The sequence below is a fragment of the Undibacterium cyanobacteriorum genome, assembly GCF_031326225.1.
GTDB classification, from domain to species: Bacteria; Pseudomonadota; Gammaproteobacteria; order Burkholderiales; family Burkholderiaceae_D; genus Undibacterium; species Undibacterium cyanobacteriorum.
In genome coordinates, this window is sequence record NZ_CP133720.1 from 1,954,707 (window position 1) to 1,980,185 (window position 25,479).

The 25,479-nt window shown below is 46.5% G+C and carries 21 protein-coding genes and 1 tRNA gene; 13 read left to right on the forward strand and 9 right to left on the reverse strand.

All coding sequences use genetic code 11. The features are described from left to right. The first annotated feature begins 2 nt into the window (after positions 1-2). The 3 genes from RF679_RS08100 to RF679_RS08110 are packed head-to-tail and all read left to right on the forward strand — an operon-like array spanning position 3 to position 2,052. Entirely contained in the window at positions 3-491 is a 489-nt protein-coding gene (locus RF679_RS08100; protein WP_309483707.1) for an acyltransferase, read from the forward strand. After that, positions 488-1,306, forward strand: a complete 819-nt coding sequence (locus RF679_RS08105) for an NAD-dependent epimerase/dehydratase family protein (protein ID WP_309483708.1) — start codon at positions 488-490, stop codon at positions 1,304-1,306. Before RF679_RS08100 ends, RF679_RS08105 begins: the two co-directional genes overlap by 4 nt. Further along, positions 1,303-2,052, forward strand: a complete 750-nt coding sequence (locus RF679_RS08110; RefSeq protein ID WP_309483709.1) for a cephalosporin hydroxylase family protein — start codon at positions 1,303-1,305, stop codon at positions 2,050-2,052. The genes RF679_RS08105 and RF679_RS08110 overlap by 4 nt, the downstream gene beginning before the upstream one ends. Positions 2,053-2,133: 81 nt before the next feature. Here the strand turns inward: RF679_RS08110 and RF679_RS08115 are convergent, their stop codons facing one another. Beyond that, positions 2,134-3,801, reverse strand: coding sequence for a GGDEF domain-containing protein (locus RF679_RS08115; RefSeq protein WP_309483710.1), 1,668 nt, complete (start codon positions 3,799-3,801; stop codon positions 2,134-2,136). Positions 3,802-3,871: 70 nt separating this feature from the next. Continuing rightward, positions 3,872-4,519, reverse strand: coding sequence for a response regulator transcription factor (locus tag RF679_RS08120; RefSeq protein WP_309483711.1), 648 nt, complete (start codon positions 4,517-4,519; stop codon positions 3,872-3,874). A 261-nt stretch (positions 4,520-4,780) separates the two neighbouring features. On the opposite strand from RF679_RS08120, the gene greB reads away from it, so the two are divergent. Continuing rightward, positions 4,781-5,347 carry a transcription elongation factor GreB gene (gene greB, locus RF679_RS08125; protein WP_309483712.1) on the forward strand — a complete coding sequence of 189 codons (567 nt, stop codon included), beginning with the start codon at positions 4,781-4,783 and terminating at the stop codon, positions 5,345-5,347. Between the two features lie 58 nt (positions 5,348-5,405). On the opposite strand, the gene RF679_RS08130 is transcribed toward greB, so the two are convergent. From RF679_RS08130 to RF679_RS08145, 4 genes are all read right to left on the reverse strand, one after another. Beyond that, positions 5,406-7,694, reverse strand: a complete 2,289-nt coding sequence (locus RF679_RS08130) for a RelA/SpoT family protein (RefSeq protein WP_309483713.1) — start codon at positions 7,692-7,694, stop codon at positions 5,406-5,408. Positions 7,695-7,747: 53 nt separating this feature from the next. Continuing rightward, positions 7,748-7,951, reverse strand: coding sequence for a DNA-directed RNA polymerase subunit omega (gene rpoZ, locus RF679_RS08135; RefSeq protein WP_309483714.1), 204 nt, complete (start codon positions 7,949-7,951; stop codon positions 7,748-7,750). A gap of 26 nt (positions 7,952-7,977) precedes the next feature. Then, on the reverse strand, positions 7,978-8,619 hold the full coding sequence (gmk, locus tag RF679_RS08140) for a guanylate kinase (RefSeq protein WP_309483715.1): 642 nt from the start codon (positions 8,617-8,619) through the stop codon (positions 7,978-7,980). A gap of 101 nt (positions 8,620-8,720) precedes the next feature. Next, positions 8,721-9,620: a YicC/YloC family endoribonuclease gene (locus RF679_RS08145; RefSeq protein ID WP_309483988.1), complete on the reverse strand. Its 900-nt coding sequence runs from the start codon at positions 9,618-9,620 to the stop codon at positions 8,721-8,723. Positions 9,621-9,784: 164 nt separating this feature from the next. Here RF679_RS08145 and RF679_RS08150 point away from each other — a divergent pair, with 164 nt between their 5' ends. From RF679_RS08150 to RF679_RS08190, 9 genes are all read left to right on the forward strand, one after another. Next, positions 9,785-10,795, forward strand: coding sequence for a serine/threonine protein kinase (locus RF679_RS08150; RefSeq protein ID WP_309483716.1), 1,011 nt, complete (start codon positions 9,785-9,787; stop codon positions 10,793-10,795). A 61-nt stretch (positions 10,796-10,856) separates the two neighbouring features. Continuing rightward, on the forward strand, positions 10,857-11,798 hold the full coding sequence (locus tag RF679_RS08155) for a PP2C family protein-serine/threonine phosphatase (protein WP_309483717.1): 942 nt from the start codon (positions 10,857-10,859) through the stop codon (positions 11,796-11,798). A 25-nt stretch (positions 11,799-11,823) separates the two neighbouring features. Further along, positions 11,824-12,558 (forward strand): ribonuclease PH, encoded by a 735-nt coding sequence (rph, locus tag RF679_RS08160; protein ID WP_309483718.1) that lies wholly within the window; start codon positions 11,824-11,826, stop codon positions 12,556-12,558. Next, positions 12,555-13,139 carry an RdgB/HAM1 family non-canonical purine NTP pyrophosphatase gene (rdgB, locus tag RF679_RS08165; RefSeq protein ID WP_309483719.1) on the forward strand — a complete coding sequence of 195 codons (585 nt, stop codon included), beginning with the start codon at positions 12,555-12,557 and terminating at the stop codon, positions 13,137-13,139. Before rph ends, rdgB begins: the two co-directional genes overlap by 4 nt. Before the next feature lie 95 nt (positions 13,140-13,234). Next, positions 13,235-14,434 carry a radical SAM family heme chaperone HemW gene (gene hemW / locus RF679_RS08170; RefSeq protein ID WP_309483989.1) on the forward strand — a complete coding sequence of 400 codons (1,200 nt, stop codon included), beginning with the start codon at positions 13,235-13,237 and terminating at the stop codon, positions 14,432-14,434. A gap of 164 nt (positions 14,435-14,598) precedes the next feature. Further along, positions 14,599-15,780 (forward strand): EAL and HDOD domain-containing protein, encoded by a 1,182-nt coding sequence (locus tag RF679_RS08175; RefSeq protein ID WP_309483720.1) that lies wholly within the window; start codon positions 14,599-14,601, stop codon positions 15,778-15,780. A gap of 83 nt (positions 15,781-15,863) precedes the next feature. Next, positions 15,864-17,804, forward strand: a complete 1,941-nt coding sequence (locus tag RF679_RS08180) for a putative bifunctional diguanylate cyclase/phosphodiesterase (protein WP_309483721.1) — start codon at positions 15,864-15,866, stop codon at positions 17,802-17,804. Positions 17,805-17,885: 81 nt separating this feature from the next. Further along, positions 17,886-17,975 (forward strand) — tRNA-Ser (locus RF679_RS08185). 128 nt (positions 17,976-18,103) lie between these two features. Beyond that, positions 18,104-19,048, forward strand: a complete 945-nt coding sequence (locus tag RF679_RS08190) for a patatin-like phospholipase family protein (RefSeq protein WP_373921762.1) — start codon at positions 18,104-18,106, stop codon at positions 19,046-19,048. A 113-nt stretch (positions 19,049-19,161) separates the two neighbouring features. Here the strand turns inward: RF679_RS08190 and RF679_RS08195 are convergent, their stop codons facing one another. The 3 genes from RF679_RS08195 to RF679_RS08205 form a co-directional block, all read right to left on the reverse strand. Further along, entirely contained in the window at positions 19,162-19,650 is a 489-nt protein-coding gene (locus tag RF679_RS08195; RefSeq protein WP_309483723.1) for a C40 family peptidase, read from the reverse strand. Positions 19,651-19,872: 222 nt separating this feature from the next. Continuing rightward, a complete protein-coding gene (locus RF679_RS08200) occupies positions 19,873-21,114 on the reverse strand; it encodes a polyhydroxyalkanoate depolymerase (RefSeq protein WP_309483724.1) in 1,242 nt (413 codons plus the stop codon). A 205-nt stretch (positions 21,115-21,319) separates the two neighbouring features. After that, a complete protein-coding gene (locus RF679_RS08205; protein WP_309483725.1) occupies positions 21,320-25,324 on the reverse strand; it encodes an ATP-binding protein in 4,005 nt (1,334 codons plus the stop codon). Between the last annotated feature and the right edge of the window lie 155 nt (positions 25,325-25,479).

Consider the following 25,479-nt stretch of genomic DNA (forward strand, 5'->3'; position numbering starts at 1 on the left):
GAATGATCGAAATTCATGCAACAGCGAAGGTCTCGTCGCTCGCAGATATTGAGGACTCCGTGAGGGGGACCACTATTCAAATCAGCGCAAAAGTGGTGATAGACAGCTTCGTGAAGGTTAAACCCGCAGGCGGCATCGGGGATTTGAAGATCGGCGCGCGAAGTGTGATTAATTCAGGCTGTGTACTGTACACCGGCAACGGTATTACCATCGGCGAGGATGTTGCGATTGCAGCTAATTGCACATTTGCGCCGGTGAATCATGCTTTCAAAGACAAACATATACCGATTAATCAGCAAGGTTTTTTACCAAGTAAGGGGGGAATCTTGATTGAGGATGACGTGTGGATCGGGGCAAACTGCGTCATTTTAGATGGTGCAATTTTACGACGAGGGTGTGTCATCGGAGCGGGCGCAGTCGTGCGGGGGGAAGTCGAAGCATACTCTATCAACGTCGGCAACCCATTAAAGCTGATTGGACGGCGCGAATGAATAAGCGTCAGCTTGGAACCATTGTCGGTGCAACTGGGTATGTTGGAAAGCATCTCGCAAATGCACTGCATCGTACTGGTTGGGATTTGTATTTGCCTACACGAGGTGATCCAGCATTGTTTAGCCAAGATCTTGGTGTCGTATTTTATTGCGCTGGATTGACGGCAAATTTTAGGAATCATCCTTTTGAGACAGTCGATGCGCATGTGTCGCATTTGGCAGAGATTCTCAAGAGAGCGCGCTTCAAAAGCTTGATTTATCTATCGAGTACGCGAGTTTATCAAGGCAGTGAAAGAACAACGGAGAGCAACGCCTTAATTGTGTGTCCAAATGTGTCTGGGGATTTGTATAACCTTTCAAAATTGTTGGGCGAGAGTTTATGCCTGAATTCCGGACGAGATGCGAGAATCGCACGCCTATCGAATGTGTATGGCCATGAAATGTCATCTCGAAATTTTTTAGGAGAACTGATCGCAGAAGCGAAACAAACCGGGCAGGTTCGCTTCAGGAGTTCACCTTCTTCGAGCAAAGATTTTGTGCACATTGATGATGTGGTTCGCGCTTTGCCTGAACTCGCGACGAACCCAGAACTAGTTGGCATTACGAATTTGGCGAGCGGCATCAATATAAGTAATCGCGAGCTTGCAGTAGCCTTCGAAAAATTCGGTGTCCGTTGTAGTTTTGAGCCGCAAGGCGAAGAAATTGTTTTTCCTATTATAGATACGAGTAAGATTAAAAGAGTTTTGAAAACAAGTAGCTCTGATTTGCTGAATGATCTCCCCATACTTTATCAACGAAACGGTGAATGCACATGAATCCAATTACACAGTTTGAGAATGAGCGCAATGAAAGAATTGAGCGCCTAGGTCAGGATCTTGCTTTTCAAAAGCAGTCGCTGGAGTGGTTGGAGCAGAGTATGCGTAAGCAGTATGTCTACAATTTTTCGTGGCTCGGCCGCCCGATTATCCAGAATCCGATTGATATGATCGCGATGCAGGAGATTATCTGGAATGTGCAACCCGATCTCATTATTGAAACGGGGATTGCTCATGGCGGTTCGATTTTATTCTCGTCTTCTCTTCTTGAGTTGAATGCAGCTTGTGGTGGTAATCCGGATGCGACTGTTATCGGTATTGATATTGATATTAGATCCCATAACCGTGAAGCGATCTTGCAGCATCCAATGTCGAAGCGTATCGTTTTACTTGAAGGCTCGAGCGTCTCCTCTGAAGTGGTAAGTAAAGTCCACGAATTGGCTCAAGGTAAAAAGAAGGTCTTGGTTTTCCTCGACTCGAATCACACCCACGAACATGTCTTAGCGGAGCTAAATGCCTACGCACCGTTGGTCAGCAAAGATAGTTATTGCGTGGTCTTCGACACTTTCGTAGAAGATGTGCCAGCTGATGTTTTTGATAATCGACCATGGAAGCCAGGTGATAATCCCAAGACTGCAGTACATGCATATCTGCGCGACCATCCTGAGTTTGAAATTGATAAGGCAATGCAGAATAAATTGCAGATCACAGTCGCTCCAGATGGCTTCTTGCGAAGAATTTCCTAGCAACTTGAATACTATTTCTCTGCTTTGGGTAGATCAAACTGCGGTGGTTGGCACTGATAATAACCAGTCGAACCTCGATGTTTAGTTGGCAATCACCACTTTATTTTTACCCGAAGTCTTCGCCTCATACATCGCTTTATCGGCTCGTTTTAAAACGGATTCCTGTGATTCGTGAGGCGCACGTAATGCGACGCCTGCGCTAAAAGTGATGAAGAGGCGTTGATCGTTGGCCGTGAAAAAATGGGTGGTCAATTCGCGCTGCACTCTGGTCATAGCCTTAGCGGCTTCATCAAGGCTCGTCTCTGGCATGACAATCAGGAATTCTTCACCTCCATAGCGGGCAATCACATCGATTGATCGTAGCGTTTGCTTGACGATACGAACCACGTGGATCAAGGCCTCATCGCCAGCGGCGTGTCCATGCGTATCGTTGAGTTTTTTGAAGTTATCCAGATCGAGCATGGCTGCGCACATTGGCGTTCCGCGGCGATCGGCACGATCCGCTTCACGTTCAAATACATCATCGAGACCACGTCGATTGAGACTGCCAGTGAGTTGATCTTCCCGTACCAGCTCACTCATTTGCGTCAATTTGTCTTCGAGTTCCTTAATCCGAATTTCCGCTTCTTTGACCTCTTTTTGCGCGGCCATCATGATGGCCTGTGAGCGGCTCGCTTCGGACTGTACTGTCTGGGTTTCGGATAAAACGGCTTGGAGAATTTTCTCGAGTTCTGTGACATCGCGTGTGCGACTAATTTGGTGTGAATAGCTGTCGATCTTGTGTTGGTAGTTTTCGGTGGTATGCGTCATGACATCGAGACGATCAATGAAGGCCGCCATCATATTCTTTACCGAAGTTTTTGATTCGGCGATGCTGTGTTTTAACGCACCTTGTTTGTAGATGACATCCTTCAGACTTCGAGTGGCCTCTTGTAAAGCGCGATGATCGATCGGGCCGGCGATGAGATTTTGCACAACTTCAATTTGTCCGCGCAGCCAGTTGTCGTCATCGAGAAGCTCGCGCACATTTTCTAATAGCAGTGAAAATAGTCTAAGCAAGAGTTCTTGTTGTTCAGCTGTATCACCGCTCTTGAGTTCGATCTGAAAGCAAAGATGTTTTAGTTTTCCAGATATGGTATTCAGTTCATTCTCATTGCGCGCCGCTTTGATCGCTTCACCGATGGATTCTGATTCAGCGGCGAGGTTAGGGGTCGATTTGAGTAGTGACGATACTGCCATCGTCAAGGTGCGAAATAACATATCGCGCAGAATACTCTGACTTTGATCGCCGACAGGATTGTCATCCACCAAGGACACTCGTTGCGGTAGGGCGTTCACTGTTGCGGGTAAAGGATCAACCAAGCTGATCGTATTGCCAGCAGATTTTGTATTGACTTTGCCCGCTAGCTCGTTGAGTCCTTTACTGTAGTCTTCCCAATTTTGAGCACGGACTGCGCGCAAAAAACGATGTCCGAAGTCGGCGAGTTCACCACTCGACTTCTGTAGAGATCTGGCAAAATTTGTGAGGAGTGATTCAGCCTCGGAGGGAAGTATATCGTCAATCGATTTCGGCTGAATTAATTCGGGCTTGTTGGTTTCGACCGTTTCAACGATCCCTGCGATTTCGAAATAGAGTTTGCGATATGCGTCAGGCGTCGGAGCAATACGTTCGATCGCTAAACGTTTAAACGTTTCACGGGCAATATCTGTTGGGTTTTTCGGAGTTGCGGAATTAGGTGTTTCGGCCATAACAAACTCTCTGCAGAAAAGCTAAACGAGACGAACCCAATGGGATGGACGCAATACAAGCACGATCAAATCATTCTACCAGTTGATTCTTAATCGCATAGTGCGTCAGTTCTGCATTGTGTCGTAATCGCATCTTGATCAAAATTCTAGAGCGATACTCACTGATCGTTTTGACAGAAAGAGAGAGTTCTTTGGCAATATCGCTAACACTTTTACCTGAGGCTATCATGATCATGGTTTGGTATTCTCGATCAGAAAGAAGTTTGTGCGGCTCGCCTTCATGCTCTTGATTGAGATTATTAGCCATCTCTTGTGCTAATTCGGGACTAATGAACTTCAATCCCGAGGCGACTTGGTGGATAGCATGTAAGATTTCAAATTCGGAACTTGACTTACTCAGGAAGCCTGAAGCGCCGGCTTTAAGTGATCGGATTGCATATTGATCTTCTCTGTGCGAAGAGAAAACAAGAATACCGACCTGCGGGAATTCCCTTTTGATCTGCTTCAGTACATCAATGCCATTGCGATCGTTGAGCGCAATTTCGATCAGAATGATGCGAGTCTCAATTTGTCTTGCCAGCTTGATAGCTTCTTGACCTGTACTGGCTTCTGCAACAACTTCAATTTGCGGAACGTTCTTGACGATGTGTCGAATGCCTGCGCGAACGACAGGATGCGCGTCGACAATCATTAATTTGGTGCTATTGGAATCGGTCATTATCTATCCCATCTGTGCTCACATTGCGCAGAGTGAAGTTCTCATAGAACCATTTCATCTTACTCTGAATGAGGAAAAGCGAGGGTGAAGAGTTTGCCTTCGACTCGCCGCTTTCATCAGAAATACCTGTTTGAATTATTGCATGATGCATTCTGGAAATAAAGTGTGTTCGAGGAAATATTGCATTCTGTACATAGAGGTTGCGAATTGGATACGATAAAATGTGATTCATGTGCCTAGTAAACGAATCAGAGGTTAGGAATGAGCAAAGCGTTTGTAAAAGAAATGGCAGCGGAAGATGACGATGAGGAATCAGGTGCCCCAGCGATACCCGCAGGAACAAAAAATTACATGACCCCAGAAGGTCATCTTCGCATGAAAACCGAACTGCTTAATTTGATCGACAATGAGCGTCCGGAGGTGGTAAAAATTGTTTCTTGGGCTGCCTCGAATGGTGACCGCTCGGAGAATGGTGACTACATCTATGGTAAGCGGCGTCTCCGCGAGATCGACCGTCGCATTCGTTTTCTGACGAAACGTTTGGATATTGCTGAAGTCGTCGATCCAAGTGTGCATTTCGGTTCGGATCAAGTATTTTTTGGTGCGACCGTGGAGTATGAAGATGAGAAGGGTGAGATTAAACGCGTACGCATCGTTGGTGTCGACGAGTTTGACCCGCTAAAGGGTAAGATCAGTTGGATTTCTCCGGTGGCACGAGCGCTTACGAAGGCAAAAATCGATGACGTGGTTCATTTGCGCACGCCGGAAGGTGAGAAAGAGCTCACCATTTTGGATGTTGAATATCCGAGCCCAAACAAATCAAGCTGATGCAAGTTAAGCTTATGGAAGTTCAAGAACGCAGCTGAAGTAGGCTTTGCGTTTAAAACTAATTCGCGTATTCGCGTCGAATCTTACTGACACCGTTGAGATGTTTTACGTTGCGAATAATTTTGGCTAGGTGCACGCGACCGTCGATCTGGATCGTGAAGAAAATCTTGGTCATATCCTTCGACTCGCCATCTTCCATATTCACGTGACTAATGTTGGCGTCGGCCTCGCCAATTTCAGCGGCGATGCGCGCTAAGGCCCCGCGCTCGTTGTTGACTAACACAGAGATACGGCAATCAAAGCGGCGATTGATATCTTCACCCCAGCGCACATCAATCCAACGATCAGGCTCCTTAACCTGCATGCGTTTAGCATTCTTGCAGTCGGCCATATGGACGATCAATCCTTGATCTCGTTTGAGTTGACCTAAAATTTCGTCGCCTGGAATTGGCAGGCAACATGTTGCTAATTGCACCGACACACCCTCAGTCCCATAAATCATCACAGGATCAGGTTTGTTGGATTTTTCGTCACCGAGATGTTGGAAAGGAATTGATGGCGAATCGTTTTCCACTAAATCCAAAATATGGCGCGCGACCAATGCTGCCATTCGTTTGCCAATGCCGATATCGGTGTGCAATTCTTCAAGTGAATTGGCGCTCGATTCGTTAAGTAATTTTTCGACCAAACTCTCTGGAAGCTCTGGATTCAAGTGGACCGATACGAGGGCTTGCGCTAAAAGTTGTTTGCCAAGCTCGGTCGATTCATTGAGATTAATAGTACGCAGATAATGGCGAATCGCTGAGCGTGCTTTGCCAGTTCTGACGTAGGTCAGCCAATTCGGCGTTGGGCGCGAGTTTGGCGAAGTGATGATCTCAATAATGTCACCATTCTTTAACTCGGTGCGTAGCGGAACCGGCTCATTATTGATGCGGGTCGCGATGGCTTGATCGCCGATATCAGTATGGATGTGATAGGCGAAGTCGAGCGCAGTGGCACCACGCGGCAAGGCAAAGATTTTCGATTTTGGCGTGAATACATACACGCTATCGGGGAATAGATCGACTTTGACATGCTCCAAAAACTCTGCAGAATCGCCCGTTTGTTTTTGGATATCCAGCAATGACTGTAACCATGCATGCGTTCTTTGCTGGAGGTCTGTAAGGGTACCTGCTTCATTCTTGTAGAGCCAATGTGCAGCGACACCGGACTCGGCCACGCGATGCATTTCTTGTGTACGAATTTGGAATTCGACCGGAGTACCGTAAGGCCCAATCAAGGTAGTGTGCAAGGATTGGTAGCCGTTCGACTTTGGAATCGCAATGTAGTCCTTAAATTTGCCAGGCATAGGCTTGTATAGCGCATGCAAAGTGCCCAAGGCAAAATAGCTATTCTTAAAGGTATCGACGACGATACGGAAACCGTAAATATCCAGCACTTGTGAGAAACTCAGTTGCTTGTCTCTCATTTTGCAATAAATTCCGTACAAGGTTTTCTCACGTCCGTCGACCTGTGCCTCGAGTCCCGCTTCTTGCAGCGTCGTTTTGACTGCTGCCATAATTTTATTCACAACTTCACGTCGATTGCCACGTGCCGCTTTAATCGCCTTCGAGAGCGTGCGGTAGCGCATAGGGTAGATGTGCGCAAAAGACAGGTCTTGTAGTTCGCGATAGATGTTGTTTAAGCCTAAGCGATGAGCGATGGGTACGTACACTTCCATCGTTTCACTCGCGATTCTTCGCTGTTTCTCGGGCGACATGACACCCAGGGTCCGCATATTGTGCAGTCGATCTGCGAGTTTGACGAGGATAACGCGCACATCGCGGGCCATCGCCAACAGCATTTTGCGGAAGTTTTCCGCCTGCGCTTCGATATGACTTTGAAACTCGATTTTTTCTAACTTCGAGAGACCATCAACCAAGGCTGCAACCGGTGCTCCAAAGCGCTCAATGAGTTCCTCTTTTTTGACGTCCTGATCTTCCATGACGTCGTGCAAGAGTGCCGCCATGATCGCTTGCACATCCAATTTCCACTCAGCGCAAATCTCAGCTACCGCAATAGGGTGTGAAATATACGGCTCGCCCGATTTGCGAACCTGGCCTAGGTGCATTTCATCAGAAAAGCGATAGGCTTCACGCACTAGCTTTAGATCACTAGCGGATAGGTATTCTGAAAGACGATTGGTAAGTGCCGTGATGGAAGCGACGGCCGGAGCTGGCGCGTGAACTTCTTCTTGTGTTTTAGAGGGAGATCGACGCCTTTTATTTGGCGTTGCGTTCGGCAAAGCTTGGGGCTCTGCGAGAGCAGTGAGGGAAGGGGAGGGCGATTTGTCGACTGGCAAATTCATACTGAGTGTATCCCTGTGTCCCCGACCTTTTCACTTTGTGGTCCGTTTTGAAATTAATAAGGGACTTTTTTCAACATTTCCAAGCCAACTTTGCCGTCAGCGATTTCACGCAAAGCGACCACAGTTGGTTTGTTTTTTGCTTCAACTTTTGGTGTATGACCTTGCAACAATTGACGGGCGCGATAGGTCGCACACAAAGTTAATTGGAAGCGGTTTGGAATCTGTTTCAATGAATCTTCAACGGTGATGCGTGCCATGCTTTTGTTCCTTCTACTAATGTCGATTAATGATTGACTTGTATGCCAAGTTGGGCGAAGAGTGCGGCGTTGCGCACGGTTTGCTGACTGGTTCTGCAGCGTGTTGCTCGTACAATCGCAACTAATTCGGACAAGGCTTTTTCAAAATCTTGGTTGATAATAACATATTCGAAGTCAGGAGCGTGCGCCATTTCGCCGCCAGCCGCCAAAATTCGACGGGAAATCACCTCTTGAGAGTCCTGTCCTCGCTTGTTGAGGCGTTCCTCTAGTGCCTCAATGGAGGGCGGTAGGATGAAGATGCTGGCGACCGAAGGGAATTGTTTTTTTACTTGTTGAGCGCCTTGCCAATCAATCTCAAGCAAGATGTCGGTTCCCGCGGCCATTGCTTCTTGAATCAAAATTTTCGAGGTTCCATAGTAGTTCCCATGCACTTCGGCAAACTCGAGAAACTCGCCTCGATTCTTGCGTGCTAAAAAATCATCAGCAGAAACAAAGTGATACTCGCGACCATTTTCTTCGCCAGGGCGGGGTGGGCGCGTTGTGAAAGAAATTGATAGCTTGAGCTCTGGTTCCAGTTTTAGGAGTCCGTTCACCAGCGAAGATTTACCTGCGCCAGAGGGAGCTGAAACCATAAAAAGGCTACCTGATACGTGTTTTTTTTCTGCCATAGTAATGTGATTCTTGGGGTGATTCTTGGGTTGATTCTTGGGTTGATGCCTCGTGGTGCAAAATGCGAGGCCAATGCTATTTCATTAAAAATTGCAGAAGATTATTCGAGATTTTGCACTTGTTCTCGCATTTGTTCGATCAGGAGTTTGAGTTCCATTGAAGCGTCGGCGAGTTCTTTGAGTGCCGCTTTGGAACCAAGCGTATTGGCTTCGCGATTCAATTCTTGCATCATGAAATCTAAGCGTTTTCCGACTTGACCACCTTTTTTAATGATTTGACGTGTCTCGTTTAGATGCCCTGAAAGTCGTGCAAGCTCTTCATTCACATCAATGCGGATACCGTACATAGTGACTTCTTGGCGTATTCTATCCATCACTTCGTCGCGTGACAGGTTAGGGAGCGCAGTATCTGCTTTGTTCAATGCAATTCCTAGTGCCTCTTCCAATCGATTTATCGACTTTTGCTGGAATTGTTGTAACACAACTGGGAGTAATGGCGTAATTCTTGTGACAATGGACTCCATCTCGTCAATGCATTTATTAAGAACTTGACTGAGTGCCGCCCCCTCACGTTCCCGACTCTTAATGAAGTCGCTCAAGGTCGCTTCGATGCTTTGTTGAATTTGTTCCTGTAAATTTTCTGAGTTGATTTCGGCTTCTTCAATGACTCCTGGCCAACGTAAGAAGTCACTGACGCTCAGTTCTTTCGCAGTTGGAAAATGCAAGCGTAATTGTTCTTGATAAGTCTTGAGCTGATCGAGTAGGTCGAGATTGAGCGATCGGTTCTTGTTGTCGTTAATTTTCTTCCCAAAACTAAAACGACATTCAACTTTGCCACGACTAATGCGTTTGCTAATCGCATCGCGAAACAAGGGCTCGACCGAACGAAACTCATCATTGATTCGGAATTGCAGATCAAGAAAGCGTGAATTGACACTCTTGATTTCTATCGTTATCGTGCCGGCGTCGGTTTCTTTGGTGCTGGTGGCATAACCAGTCATGCTGAAGATACTCAATTATTTTCCTTTGTTCCGTGTTGTGATTATGCGAATTGTTGATTCATTAATCATTAATTTGCTCATCAATGTTCAATGCGGCAAAGTCGACACTGTACAATGCTTAGTATATTCCATCAGCAATTTACCATCGTAGGACCACATTCGATATGGCAGCACAAAATAACGCACCTTTACCAGACGGCTTAGAAATTGCCGGATACCGTATTGTAAAGAAAATCGCTTCTGGTGGCTTCAGTATTGTCTATTTGGCGACCGACGAAGATGGCAATGCTGTTGCAATTAAAGAATATTTGCCTAGTTCCTTGGCATTGCGACAAGTTGGCGAGCTTGTGCCTGCGATTTCTGCGGAAAACTTTCCGATCTATCGTATCGGTCTGAAATGCTTTTTTGAAGAAGGCCGAGCACTGGCACGGATCGCTCACCCGAACGTTGTTAGCGTTATTAATTTCTTTCGTGCTAATGAAACCGTCTACATGGTGATGGCATACGAGTCGGGGCGCTCTTTGCAAGAACATATCTTGCGTCGTCGTGATAAAGGTGAGAAGCCTCTGGTCTCTGAAAGGTTTATCCGCAAAATGTTCAATATGGTGATGAACGGTTTGCGAGAGGTGCATACTAATAAACTGCTGCATCTTGATTTGAAACCAGCGAATATCTACTTAAGGATGGACGGTACGCCAATTCTGCTTGACTTTGGCGCTGCGCGGCAAACGCTCAAAACGGATATGCCTAAACTATATCCGATGTATACACCAGGCTTTGCTGCACCAGAGTTGTATGTGAAAAACAGTAATCTTGGTCCATGGACTGATATTTACAGTATCGGCGCATCAATGTTCGCTTGTATGGTTGGGGCTCCACCGCAGCCCGCAGATCAGCGCAAGACGAATGACAAGATGGAAGCGCATTACAAAAAGCTTGAAGGCACATACTCCGCCGAATTGATTGACGTTGTGCGGATGTGCTTGAAGTTAGATCCACTCGAGCGACCACAAAGTGTGTTTGCCTTACAAAAAGCTTTGTCAGTGAAGTCGCCACCTCAACGAGAACTGACCTTGATGGAAAAAGCCAAAGTGAAACTTTCGGGCTTGTTTGGTCGTGGGGGTAAAGACTCTGACGAAAAGGATTTTACGACCATCCAAGAAGATACGATCTGACGAGACGTTGAGCAGTATCAGTATTGAGTAAATCTTCTTGGTCATCGAAAGAACTTAATTCATGAGATTTTCAGTCTATCAAGAGAGCCACATTGGCGGTCGCAAGGTCAATCAAGATCGCATGGGTTACTCCTTCACGCGTGATGCGATTTTGCTTTTGCTTGCCGATGGAATGGGTGGGCATATCATGGGCGAAATGGCTGCCACCATTGCGATGCAAACGATAGGAAGCTTGTTTCAGAAACAGGCTCATCCTATGATCGATAAACCAGAGCGATTCTTGGAAAAAGGATTTTTGGCCGCGCATAACGAGATTCATCGTTTTCGTCAGTTGAAGAATTTGCCCGAGACACCGCGCACCACCATCGTCGCTTGCTTAATTCAAAACGGCAATGCTTACTGGGCACATTGTGGAGACTCGCGCCTGTATTGGATGCGCGATGGTCACATCTTGATGCGCACCAAAGATCACTCGCGGCTTGAAACTTTGATTGAGCAGGGGAAAGTCGATCCGTCGGAGCGGAATACTCACCCCGACCGAAACAAATTATTTAACTGCTTAGGCGCGCCGCATGCGCCCATCGTCGAACTTTCGCGGCGAGCCTCATTGCAGGCGGGAGATTTGATTTTGCTTTGTTCAGATGGTTTGTGGGGAGTCTTACCTGACCATCTCTTAGCGCAACGTTTGCACGAACAAACCATTGTGCGAGCAATTCCAGAACTCGTTCGTACGGCGGTTGAAATTGCAGGCCGCCAAGGTGATAACGCGACCGCTCTCGCCATGATGTGGGAAGGTAACGATATCCTCGAGAATTCATCGATTATCTCAACCAATACCCTACCAATTGGATCGATCGCGACAACCATACAAATACCTGTTGATGTCGATGATGAAAATGCAGAGGCAGATCTCTTCAATGACGAAGAAATTGAAAAAGCCATTAACGAGATTCGTAACGCGATCCATAATTCAACGCGTTTGACGAATAAGAATGATAAATAGTGTGATATAGAGTGATTGAGCATTTATGAGTACAAGTAATCGCCCAAGTGGCCGCGTAGCAAATCAACTTCGTGACGTGCGATTCACGCGTCATTTCACCAAGCATGCTGAGGGATCGGTTCTGGTTGAATTTGGTGAAACGAAAGTCATCTGTACCGCGAGTATTGAAGATAAAGTACCTGGCTTTTTGAAGGGCAAAGGGCAAGGTTGGTTGACTGCTGAGTATGGCATGCTGCCACGTTCAACACATAGCCGAATGGATAGAGAAGCCGCTAAAGGTAAGCAGTCTGGGCGGACCCAAGAAATTCAACGTTTGATTGGCCGCTCTTTGCGCGCAGCATTTGATTTGGAAGCTTTTGGTGAGCGCACCTTGCATTTGGATTGCGATGTTATTCAAGCTGATGGTGGGACGCGCACCGCCTCCATTTCCGGTGCAATGGTCGCCGCGTATGATGCCTTCGCGAAAATGGTGGCGGCCGGAACAATTACCTCTATTCCAGTCAAACAGTTCGTTGCAGCGATCTCGGTTGGCGTCCACGATGGGCAACCAGTGTTGGATCTCGATTATCTGGAAGACTCCAATTGCGACACCGATATGAATGTGGTGATGGAAGATAGTGGCAAGTTTATTGAAGTGCAGGGAACCGCGGAAGGTATGGCCTTTGATCGTTCGACTCTGAACTCGTTGCTTGATCTTGCCCAGGATGGCATTGCACAGATTATTTCCGAGCAAAAACGCGTGCTTGGGATATCTGCATGAGCCAGCGCATTGTTCTCGCCTCAAATAATCAAGGAAAGCTTCGAGAGTTCTTTCAGATTTTGTCTCCGCTCGGTTTTGAGCTAGTTTCGCAAGCTGATTATGCAGTTCCTGATTGCCCAGAACCGTATTTTACTTTTGTTGAAAATGCGCTAGCGAAAGCACGGCATGCAGCGAAAATGACGGGCTTGCCAGCCTTGGCGGATGACTCAGGTATTTGTGCCTCCGCATTGGGAGGTGCCCCAGGTGTTTTTTCTGCGCGCTACGCTGGCGAACCAAAATCCGATCATGCTAATAATCAAAAACTGATTGCCGACCTGAGTGCACATGCAGATAAGTCTGTGTACTACTACTGCGTGCTAGTGTTTGTGCGTTCAGAAAACGACCCGCAGCCCGTTATAGCCGATGGGCGTTGGCTTGGTCAGCTTGTCAGTGAACCGCGCGGCGATGGTGGGTTTGGATATGATCCTTACTTTTTTCTGCCAGAGTTCGGAAAAACCGTCGCTGAGCTCAGTCCAGAGCAAAAAAATAATATTTCGCATCGAGCACAAGCACTGCAAGCACTGATTCAAAAACTGAAGTAAATATGATTCCAATTAAGCCTATTCCGACCCAGCCAAATCATCTTGCTCAGTCCACACAGGATAAAGAACTGGAACGGGATCAGCGATCTTCGCGTATGAGTGAAGTCTCTTCCGAAGTGCAGCAGCAATTTCTCCAAAAAGGCGTGCTGAACTTAATCAGCCTGCCACCATTGTCTGTGTATGTCCATTTTCCGTGGTGTGTACGGAAGTGTCCTTATTGCGATTTTAACTCGCACGAAGTGAAAACGAGCTTCGATGAAGAACTCTATTTGGATGCTCTGAGAGCAGATCTTGAACATGCTTTGCCGGCGATTTGGGGACGCAAGATCTATACCATTTTTATTGGGGGGGGGACGCCAAGTTTGATGTCGGCAAAAGGACTTGATCGACTCTTATCCGATTTGCGCACCTTGTTGCCCATTGACGGTGCGGCTGAAATTACGATGGAAGCTAACCCAGGTACTTTCGAGACGGAGAAGTTTCGTTCTTATCGCGACAGCGGTATTAATCGCCTATCGATCGGCATTCAGAGTTTCAATAGCCAACACCTCAAATCCTTGGGACGGATCCATGATGGAGTGGAAGCTCAACGAGCGATTGAGATCGCACAAAAATATTTCGATAACTTTAATCTTGATTTGATGTTCGCGTTGCCTTCTCAAACCTTAGAAGAATGCGTGACCGATCTAGAGACCGCCTTGAGTTTCGCGCCGCCACATCTATCGCTGTATCATTTGACGCTCGAGCCGAATACTTATTTCGCTAAGTACCCTCCACAAATTCCGGATGACGATCTCAGCGCGGAAATGCAAGACCAGATTCATGTGCGCATGGCGGCTGCCGGTTATGAACATTATGAGGTGTCGGCCTATGCGAAAGAGGGGAAACAATCTCGCCATAATTTGAACTATTGGAATTTTGGTGATTACTTGGGAATCGGCGCAGGGGCTCATTCCAAGCTCTCATTTCCACATCGAATCGTTCGCCAGATGCGTCACAAGCAGCCTCGAGCCTACATTGATTCGGCATTGCGTGGCGATGCAATACAAGAGAACAATGAGATTGCGCGTGACGAGCTACCATTTGAATTTATGTTGAATGCGCTGCGACTCAATCATGGATTTGAATCGAAATTGTTCTTTGAGCGTACCGGTTTACTCCTCAATTCGATCGACCCAAGTTTAACTTTGGCGGAAAAAAAAGGTTTATTGGAAATTGATCATTTACGCATCAAACCCACCGAGCTCGGAAAGCGCTTCTTGAATGACTTGCAGCAAATTTTTCTTGGCATGTGAGTTTCAAAACTTCGGTTTGTAATCGATGTATTGAGATTGCAACATTTTAAGAAAATAGGGGTACTACAGGGAAATAAACTTGCAATTGTGTAATTTTCAACTTACCATCAGGATACAAATTGCTATAAAGAACTTTCTTTGCGATATTGAATAGCGCCCTTCTTATGATTCCTATCGTTTCACTGCTGCCGGTAGTTAATGCTCAGCAAAAACTAGTCGGCCTAATGCCGCAGTTTGCGAGTGGAGAGGTGGATTCTTATGCGGTATTGTTGAATGCATTTCAACAAATAGATTTTTTTGAACGACTGTCCCCTTTATTTTTGTTGCTCAGGATTGAGCATCCCAACACTCTGCCGAATGATTTTCCGGAGAGAGTGGCGGGGAAAAATCTCATGTTGCTAGTTCCGGAACATGCAATACAAGATCAAGAAATACAAACCAAACTTAATCATTTCTGTCATCAGGGGCTGCGAATTATCGTTGATGATTTCTGCTCGAAAGCTTCTCTGGTTTGGCCTGATACGAAAGGGATTATGGTTGATTGCCATGCGGGCATTCCATCGCATGTTCAAGCGTGGTTGTTTAGCCTTCAAAATAATCAACATTTGGCGAAAAACTTAGGCACGCTGGCCCAACTTCATACCGCATCAGAAGCAGGCTTTAGCTTATTTTCCGGCGACTTTGCTTTCAGTCCAAATAACGCGCAAAAAAGCGCTGACGCGAGCGCCCGAGCGCGATTATTGAAACTGCTGAATTTAGTCGCGCAAGATGCTGATGTAAAAGAGCTCGAGGCGCTCTTTAAGCAGGATGCAAGCCTGTCATTTATGCTTTTTAAGATCGTCAGTTCGGCCGCGTTTGCCCAAACGGTCAAAGTAAGTAGTTTTGTACAGGCGATCAATTTGCTCGGACGTAGGCAATTGCAAAGATGGCTGCAATTACTTTTGTATGCGCGTCAAAATGAGCAAGGAAGTTCACTCAATCCACTGTTGTTGCGCGCAGCATTTCGAGCTAGTGCGATGGAAGCCTATTGCCGCCAGCGTGGTGGCGGACGCGACGAGCAAGATGCTGCATTTATGGTTGGCATGTTTTCTTTACTGGATCTTTTGTTCGGTTCGAGTTTGTGGGAAATCCTGAAGCCCTTGAATTTACCTGAACCCATTTTGCTTGCATTGACCGAACGTGAGGGTGAATTGGGGCAATTACTTGCAGTTGTCGAAAAATCGGATCGCGCGGACCAGAAGTCTCTCGTCGAAGGTCTGAGCGCACAGTCAATTGATGCTGGCACTTATTACGAAAACCTAGTGTATGCCTATGCCTGGGTCAATCAAGTCTGCCAGGACCTGTGATGCCGGGTGGCGGGAATCGTTTTTCGGATATCTCACTTGGCGCGCAATTGTGCGAAGTCATTTTGTCGCAAGACCATTCTCGAATGGTCCAAGAACTCAACTCCCTAGCGGCGCATTTGTTTGATGAACTCGAAATTCGTTTTGAGTCTCTTGAGACTGCACGACAAAATGATGGAGCAGTTGTTGCACCAGTAAGCGCCGAAGATTGTTACGTTCTCTCTTCGCCGTTCCGGAAGATTTCAGAGTGTGAGCTTGAAAAATTCAATCAACTAACTGCGCTAACGGCCCGCTTACTGCAAGTTCGGTGCAAATTAAATGCGCGCTTTGATGCGGCAGTTAAGTCTGATTTACTGCATTCGCAAATATTGGACCAGATTCATGAGTCAGTCATTACGATGGATTTGGCAGGTTTCATTTTGAATTGGAATTTGGGCGCTGAAAGACTCTTCGGTTATACCTCAGCAGAAGCGATTGGACAAAACATTCTCTTTCTTTATGAATCAGAAGATGCTGAAGACATTTTGCTAGGAGACCATTTTTTAGAGAATGGTGGACGTGAAATGGAAGTGCGCCGTCGCAAGAAGAATGGGGAAGTGTTTTGGGCGAGTTTGAGTCTTTCCACGCTGTCTGACGAACAAGGAAATCCTATCGCAATGATCGGTTATGTGAGTGATATCACTCAAAGAAAATGTGCCGAAGAAAAAATCAATCATCTTGCGTATTACGATGCTTTAACTGACTTCCCGAACCGTACTCTGTTCAAGAAACTCGTTGATACTGCGATTCAGCACGCGATTCGAAATGAGAGTAGCGTATCGGTTTTATTTATTGATTTGAATCGATTTAAGCCGATTAATGAAGCTTTAGGGCACGCCATCGGTGACCAGCTATTGAAGCAAGTCGCAGCGCGTTTGAAGTCGACTTTGCGCGAACAGGATGTAATCGCGCGCTTGGGCAGTGATGAGTTTGCAGTTGCAGTGATCGACGCAAAACGTCATTTTGATGTTGGCCATGTTGCGCAAAAATTGTTGCAAAGTTTTGAGGCGATTTTTTTTGTAGAGGGTCATGAACTTCGGCTCAGTGCGAGCATTGGTATCAGCATGCACCCCAAGGACGGACAAGATGCTGAGCAACTTCTACAAAGGGCGGATATCGCGATGTTCAGGGCGAAGCGTTTAGCGGAGAAAAGTGTGGGGGATTACGCATTTTTCGATGCTGAGATGAATGCCTCGATCGCAGGTCGGATGGAACTTGAAGCGAAGCTTCGTAGGGCGATTGAGAAGTCAGAGTTTTATCTTCTATATCAGCCTAAAGTTGATATTCACACGGGTAAAGTGAAGGGGGCCGAGGCTTTGATTCGATGGGCAAGGCCAGGCGAGGGCATCATTTCTCCTGCCGACTTTATTCCAGTGGCCGAAGAGACTAACCTCATCATTGATATCGATTCTTGGGTTCTAGATGCAGCATGTCAACAAGCAAAAATGTGGCAGGCCCAAGGAATTGCCCCGTTTCGAATTGCCGTGAATGTCGCTGCCAAAGAGTTCACGAATGATTTGTGTGTTCGATTGAAAGCCTGTCTTGATCGATATGCGTTATGCGGTGATTGGTTAGAACTCGAACTCACTGAGAGCATGCTGATGCGGAACGCGGATGAGGCGATCCCCATTATGAAAAAGCTTTCTGCACTGGGTGTGCGCTTAGCGCTTGATGATTTTGGAACCGGATTTTCGAGCCTCTCGTATTTGAAACGTTTCCCAATTGATAGCGTGAAGATTGATCGAAGCTTCGTACAAGGCGTACCAGACGACATTGATGATTGCGCCATTTCAAGTGCGATTATTAGTATGGCCAAAAAGATGCGTCACCAAGTGGTAGCCGAGGGCGTAGAGAACAATGAGCAATTCACATTTTTGCAGCAAATGGGATGTGATGAAATTCAAGGGTATCTATTTGCGAAGCCTCTCGATGCAGAAAAATTTCAGGAGTGTTTGTTGAAGGGCTTTCGCTTACCATTTGTAATGTGACGTGAATTTAAGTAAGTATTTAGAAACTTTTTTGAAAAGCGCTTCCTAAAAAGTCATCGCTACGCTATAATTCCAAGTCTTGGAAGTGTGGCCGAGTGGTTGAAGGCACTAGTCTTGAAAACTAGCGAGGGTGAGAGCCCTTCGTGAGTTCGAATCTCACCGCTTCCGCCAAAATTCATGTGGACGTCGTTAGAGATTTACAGGCTGTGGCGACGTCTGGCATACCAAATCAAAACTCTTTCCTTATCCGAGGAAACGACCCCGAGCAATTCCTTTATTTCATTCTAGCGAAAATTTCGATGCGCAGCGCACCTCAAACTCTGTTTGTACGCTCTTGCTTGTATGCCTCTGTCGTGTTGGCATTACTCGCTTGTTCTACTCCCACGTCTCCTCCAGTCGTTACCAATCTTAAGCCGATTGTGAAAAACGAAACGGTGCCAGCGAAAACTGTACGCCCCATCAAGATTGGGTTGGCGCTTGGTGGCGGAGCAGCTCGTGGGTTTGCGCACATTGGTGTGATTAAAGTACTCGAGGCTCAAGGGATTTATCCTGATATCGTGGTGGGGACAAGCGCGGGTAGCGTTGTCGGCGCAATGTATGCAGCCGGAAATAGTGGTTATACCTTGCAGAAGATGGCCTTGGAAATGGACGAGACCACGATCTCTGATTGGTCTTTGCCATTTTTTTCTAAGAGCAGTGGTGTGTTGAAAGGCGAGGCCTTACAAAACTATGTCAATAAGATGGTCTTGCAAGCGCCGATCGAAAAACTGAAGAAGCCGTTTGGTGCCGTCGCGACTGATCTCAACACAGGTTTGCCAATTCTTTTTCAACGTGGGAATACCGGGATGGCGGTGCGAGCCTCATCCTCGGTGCCTGGCGTTTTTCAGCCAGTTCGTATCAATGACCGTCAGTATGTGGATGGTGGATTGGTCTCGCCTGTGCCAGTACGATTCGCACGTGAGATGGGGGCGGATATCGTCATCGCAGTAAATATCTCCTCGACACCCGATTCGCAAGCACCTTCTGGTTCTTTAGAAGTGTTATTGCAGACATTTACGATCATGGGGCAAAGTTTGAATCACTTCGAGCTCAAAGGTGCTGATGTTGTGATACGACCTGAGTTGCCGGGGATGAAGGGCAGTGATTTTAATGCCAGAAATTTGGCAATTCTTGCAGGTGAACGTGCTGCTACTTCGGTTATTGCCGAGCTAAAAGAGAAAATTAAAGCCGCACAAGAGCGATAAGACTTACAAGGTCGGAGTGGCCGTTTTTATCGGAAAATGAGGCGCAGAGGTAAGAACTGACAACTAGGTAAGCCTCAACTCAGCACCAAACCAGACCCAAGTAATGCTTGGGTCTATTTGTTTGGTTTTTCTTCGTTGATTCGACGTGCGCCGTTGAATCGCTTGCGCCAATAATCGAGATCCATGCTTTCAATACGAATGCGGCCGCCTGCTGAAGGCGCATGGATGAATTTATTGTCGCCCAAATAAATTCCAACGTGCGAGAAACTCTTCTTCAAGGTGTTGTAGAAAACTAGATCGCCAGGCTTGAGATCTTTCGCGTCGACAGAAGTGCCTTGTGTACTAATTTCTTTGGCCGTCCGTGGTAATTCGGTTTCGTCGGTATTTTTAAACACCAGGCGAACAAATCCGCTGCAATCAAGACCATTTTCCGGTGTATTGCCACCGCGTTTGTATTTAATCCCTAAGAAACTCATGGCGTTCATCGTCAAGTCCGACGTTTTATCGCGTAAATCACGAAGTGCTGAAATCGCCTTGGAGGTTTCGGTCGAAGTGTCGTCCGCTGCGTTTGCGTTAACGGCTGGGAGCTGAGCAAGGCTCATGAACGCCACGCTCAATGCTAATCTTCGCAAGTTTTCAATGAGTTTTTTCTGCATGAATCAATCAGTGTCCGAGAATGGTTCTTGGTAAAACTGCAAGGCTTGCTGCTGAAACGAAGGGGCAGTATAGCGTACTTTTCGCAAAAAGAAGAATGGATGATTGCTAATAAAAAAGCGTGGGATCAAAGAATTTTGATCCCACGATTGCTTTTTGTTATTTGAATTTTATGAATTCGCTTCAATGAAGCTCAACACTTTTGGGCAGACAATCTCCCGCCAGCGACGACCGGAAAAAATGCCATAGTGGCCTGCACCAGGGGTAACGAAATCTTGTTTCATGGATGCTGGGATGTTGCAGCATAAATCATGCGCAGCTTGGGTCTGTCCGGGTCCAGAGATGTCGTCCAGCTCGCCCTCGACCGTAAATAGGGCGACACTCGTAATGTCCTGAGGGCGAACAAGTTTGCCTTGCACTTCCCACGTACCCTTCGGTAAGCGGAATTCTTGGAACACCGTTTTGATTGTTTCAAGATAGTACTCGGCTGGAAGATCAAGTACCGCATTGTATTCATCGTAAAATTTGCGATGTTGTTCGGCAGACTCATCATCGCCTTGAATTAAGTGCTGGTAAAAATCCCAATGACTTTGTGCATGGCGATCAGGATTCATCGCAACGAACCCAGCATGTTGCAAGAAGCCAGGATAGACTTTGCGACCAAAGCCCGGATAGTTTGCCGGGACACTATAAATCACTGAATTTTCAAACCATGAAAATTTCTTCTCAGTCGCCAAAGTATTTACCTGAGTTGGCGACCTACGGGGATCGATCGGGCCGCCCATCATCGTCATACTCTTTGGCAGCGCTGGATCCTTGTCGGTTGCCATCAGTGAAATTGCTGCCAATACAGGGACTGTTGGTTGGCATACTGAGATGACATGAAGGTCAGGCGCGAGGTGACGGATGAATTCTTGTACGTAGTAGATGTAATCGTGCAAATGGAATGGTCCTTCAGAAAGAGGAACCATCCGTGCGTCGATCCAATCAGTGATGTAGACGTCATGTGACGGTAGGAGACTCTTGACAGTATCTCGCAGCAAAGTCGCGTGATGCCCAGACAATGGCGCGACAATGAGGATCTTCTTACCTTGATTTGCCTTTGTTTTGCGGGTGCCTGCTGGCGTCACCTTTCTGAAGCGGAGCAAATTACAAAAAGGTTTGGCAAGTTCGATTTCTTCAACGACTTCCAAGGTCATGCCATCGGCATTGACTGTCTTGATATCAAACGCAGGTTTTTCGTAATCTTTACCAAGCCGATAGAGCAGCTCGTACGCAGCGGCGACGCGTTGAGAAAATGGTGTGTAAGCGAGTGGTGAGACCGGATTCGCAAAAAGTTTTGAGGTCGCTTCCGCCCAATTTGTCATTGGTGTTAAAAAAGAGCGGTTCAATTCGTGTAGTTGATAAAGCATATCGCAGGTTCCGCAGGTTGAAGGAATTGCAAGGCCCACATTGGTTTTGCCAACGAGTGGTAGTTGTTCCTCGAAAGTATAGCGCGAAATTATTGCGGCGCGACATAAAACGCTTTGAATCGAGCAAAAGGATCGGACAAAGTGATGGATTTGTGAAGTGAATTGCTTAAAAGTTATGTTGCTTCATTATGAATTCGCAAAGCAACTATAGAACCTCGTGTAATAAACCGAGGGCACGATCAAAATCGTAATGATCGAGCGCGTGATGTAACTGCGTAAAACGTGCTTTGTTAAGTTTATTTTCGAATTGTTGCAGGTGACTTTGAAAGAAATCGACGGCCTCCACGTTCGCGGTTTCCAAAAATACTCGGAGTTGTTCGATTAAGCTCTCGAAAGGGATGTGCTCCGTTTGGAAAGATTCGGCTTTTGTCGCGAGCGGATTGATTGCGAAATACTGATCGAGTTCTTCAAGTAGGCCGCTCAGTTGCGCTCGTAATTGCTGGCATAATGCAGCGGCTTCCTGTAATCCACGAAAGTCTGTTAGCTTTTCCTCCAAGATGGATTCTAGCGTGACACAGGATTGCGCCAACTGATTCGCCCCTAGTGTTGCGGCCTGACCTTTCAAAGTATGGACTTCGCGCTTGAACTCTGTGGTACCGATATTTTCAATTGAGAGATAGCGATCGTTAAGAAGGAGGTCGTGATGAGTGCTCCCAAATTTTTCAAGTAATTTAAGATACAAACTTTGGTTGTTTGCGACTGAGCTTAAGCCGCGCTTGACATCGAATGAATGCAACCGAAGTTCGCTTGATGGTGTAGTGTGTTTGTTTAATTCCATCGATGCAAAACTAGTCTCATTAATTGACGCTTGCAGCCAATGTTGAATCGTTTTGAAGAGTGCGTCGGGATCGAAGGGCTTGGTGAGATAATCTTGCATCCCTTCTTCAACACATCGATCTTTGGTACCTTTCATTGCATGCGCGGTTAGTGCAATGATTGGTAAGTGATCGAAGTCGGGCATTGAACGAATTTGAATGGTCGCGTTGTGGCCATCCAAGACAGGCATTTCCAGATCCATGAGAATCAGGTCAAAGTGATGCATGTCATGTCGAGCAAGGATATCAATTGCTTCTTGACCATGCTGAGCCACGGTCACCTTGAAGCCACATTGATTGAGAAGTTCAACGGCGATTTCTTGATTAAATTCATTGTCTTCGGCGAGAAGGATATGTGCTGGTTTGAGATTGTCTGAGTTGTTGCTTGTCATAGATGAATTGAAAGATGCTGACGATAGTAATGCCTGTGCAGCGTCGGCGCGATTGCGTTGAGTCTCATTGTTAAGATGCGAATCGATCGCATCCATTGAATTCTGGAAAACCGGCAAACTGATTTCAAATTTAAAGCAGGAACCTTTGCCATATTCCGAACTGACGGCAATTTCGCCTCCCATAAGTTCTATCAACTGCTTGCAAATCGATAGACCGAGGCCAGTACCACCGTAATTTCTGGTAGTGGAACCGTCACCTTGTGTGAACGGTTTGAATAAACGCTGTTTCTGCTCTTCGGTCATGCCAATCCCCGTGTCGCGAACTGAAAATTCGAGTCTTTTCTCATTGATCGCTGCTGCATGGGGAATCGCTTTGCACTCAACCGATATTTCGCCTACAGATGTGAATTTGATTGCGTTGTTGACCAGATTCATCAACACCTGACCAATTCTAAGCGGGTCTCCAATGAAATGCGTAGGGAGGTCTTGCGCGATATCCACATGGAGTTGAAGTCCTTTATCTGCAGCCTTGTGAGAAGTAATATTGGATAGTTGAGAGATTACTTCCTCTAAGGCGAATGGTGTGATTTCAACCTCGAGTTTGCCGGCTTCAATTTTCGAAAAATCGAGAATGTCATTGATGATCCCAAGAAGCGAGCTCGCGGCAACTTGAATTTTTTTGATGTAATCTTTTTGCTTTGGGTTTAGATCAGTCATCAAGGCAAGGTAAGCCATGCCAATGACGGCATTCATTGGTGTCCGAATTTCATGACTCATGTTGGCCAAAAACTCTGATTTCAATTTGGTCGCTTCTTCTGCTTTTTCTCGATCGGATTGTTCTTTCTGTCTCGCAATTTCAAGTTTGCGAATGGCTTGTAATAATTCGCGTTGTGTAGCCTGTAATTCTTGATAGACACCCGCGTTGTCCAGTGCGATCGCTGCGTACGCGCTAATAGTTGTGAAAATTAATTGCTCGCGATCAGAGTACGCATTTTCTTCTGCAGACCCTATCACCATTGCACCAAGTAAGCGGTCACCTGCAATTAAGGGCGCAATGAGTTGGCTACGATCATAGAGTTCTTCTTTTAGCTCTCCATCCATTCCGTGCGGTGCGCTTGCGCTATTGAACTCTTTTCGTTCTTTCGTACTACGCACGATGAGGCAGTCTGGATGGTCTAAGGGAATTTGATGTGGCGAGATGTGAGTTTGGTCTCTTACGCCGTAGACAAGAACTAATTTGTCCTTCTCTGGGTTAAGTAGATAGGTGCAGAAACTCCCAGCATCGAGTAGGCTTTGAAGGTGATTGTGAATCGCTATAAATGCATCAGTGCTTTCTAGCTTTGCCGTAATTTCCTGACCTATCTTACTCAGTTTGACTAAGGTGTCTTTGGTATCTTGTAGGGCGCGAGCACGATTGGATTCTGCGATTGCAATTAGATGATGATATTGCGCTTCCGCTTGTGCTTTTTCTGTTTGATGATGGTCGTTGATGTTGGCAGTTTTATAGGCGAGGCGAACGTCATTTTCGTGACGTTCCGCAACTAGAGCTTGCTTCGAATAGTCGAGTGCTTTTTGTAAATCTGCCGCTTCAGCCCATGCGTCACTAAGCATTGTGAACAATTCCGGCGGAGCTTGCCAGCCGTCGATGGCATGTCCTGCGTTGAGTGCTTTTTCGAGAAAATGAATGACCGCATTGGGTTGTTTCATATCCACCGGAGGTGGAAGTGCATGCTTACTGTAAATTTCAGCGAGGACTTGGTGCAGTGAAACGGTGATGGCAGCGAAATTGAAACGCTCACAAATTGTTTGGGCTTCGGCGATCGCCTGTAATGCCGCTTCAGTTTGATTGGCAACCGATAAGACTCGGGCGTATCTAATGAGTGTGTGTGGTAAATCATCCATCGATTCCGCCGCACGGAAGAGCTTGATCGATGCTTCAAACGCTTTCAATGCCTCTGCTGTCGAATGTTCGATGAGATGGGTCTCGCCTAGTTCTCTTAAGGCGATCGCTTTATTAATCCCACTGTAGTTGTTTGGAAAAAAATTGAGCGCCTCTTGTAAGGTTTGGCGACTCTGTGAAATTCTGCCGAGCTGACGTTGAGTTCTGCCCAGATGAGCATAGCAAAAACCCATCAGCGAGGGCCAGCCTGCTTGTTTAGCCATGGAAAGTGCGAATTCGATCGCTTGAGTGGCACTTTCAAGGTCACTGATGTTTTGAAAGACTTCGCATGCATTGCCGGCGGATATTATCGCGAGACGTATTAATCCGGCTTGTTTGGCTGAGTTGGCTGCTTTTAGATAAAGGCGCGCGCCTTGGCTCGGATCGCGCCGCCCCAAAATGACGCCTTCTGCTGCAAAGATATGCGCTGCAATCGCAGGTTTACGGGCGAACTCAGCGGTGCGTTGGAATCGTTCTATACGAATCCTAGCGTCTTCTGGTTCCAAGAACGCATGCGCATAGATCAGCCAAGCTTCCGCAAATTCGGCGCGCTCCTTGTCGCCACAACGCTGATAAAAATCTAAAGCAAGTTTGCAGGATTCTTCTTCACGATGGTTATCGCCAAGACTGATGGCCATGGTGGCCTCGACGATGGCTGCATCACCCAAGCCGACTAAGTCATTCTGCAGTGACAATTCGTATTTGCTTTGTTTGAGCAGTATTTCAGCGTAGGACAAGTCGCCTAACAGTGAATGAATTTCCGCGCGAATGAGGTTAAGTCGCGTCTTGATCTCTTGCTCGTGATTGACTCTTCTGTGGGTTTGCTCGGAGTGCTGAAGTAATAATTGTTCGATTTCGTCGAGTTGAAAAAGAGCACGTTGACAGTCTCGCTGCCTGATATACCAAGTAATTGTGACGAGTGCTCCGAGTTTTTCGAAGTCGCGCAGGTTTGGATACATGCTTTCTAAACGAAACAGTTCTTCGCTAGATGCATAGAGATCCATACTTACTCACTTTCAAGAAGATTTGATTACAAGTGTCAATCGAATGTCCAAGAACCTAAATTTAAATTTATCACGTTGTTACGAGATCAGCATTTGATTCCTTCTGGAAATTAAGAAAGTGTCGTGATTTCATCTGTTTTGTTTCTTTGCAGTTC